At 72.2% G+C, this 270-nt stretch carries 1 protein-coding gene; it reads right to left on the bottom strand.

Features of this window, described 5'->3' with window-relative positions:
* A partial coding sequence (locus ACZ3HH_RS30150; protein WP_465810254.1) for a hypothetical protein occupies positions 1-270 on the bottom strand: 270 nt, incomplete at both ends.

The following is a 270-nucleotide window of genomic DNA, read 5'->3' as shown; positions in this document are numbered from 1 at the left end:
CGACTCGGCGGCGAGGAGCTGGGCCCGGTCGATCATCGCGTCGAGACCCGCGTGGGCCAGATCGAGAAGCGCCTTCCCGTCGGCGATGTCGCGCGCGCGCAACGCATCGGCCTCGATGCCGGGCGCCCTGCCCCGGCTGAGCGCGTCCGTGATCGCGACGCGCCGCCGCGCCGACTCGCCCTCGAAGTTGCTGGCCTGCGCCTTCTGGAAGGCGGCACGCAGGGCGACCGGGACGTCTTCCGTGAACAGGTCGACGACTTTACCCCAGTC

Source organism: Pseudomonas sp. PME37.24/025 (assembly GCF_055556615.1).
Note: the sequence above shows the minus strand (reverse complement) of the source record. Positions and strands in the feature narration are given on the sequence as shown.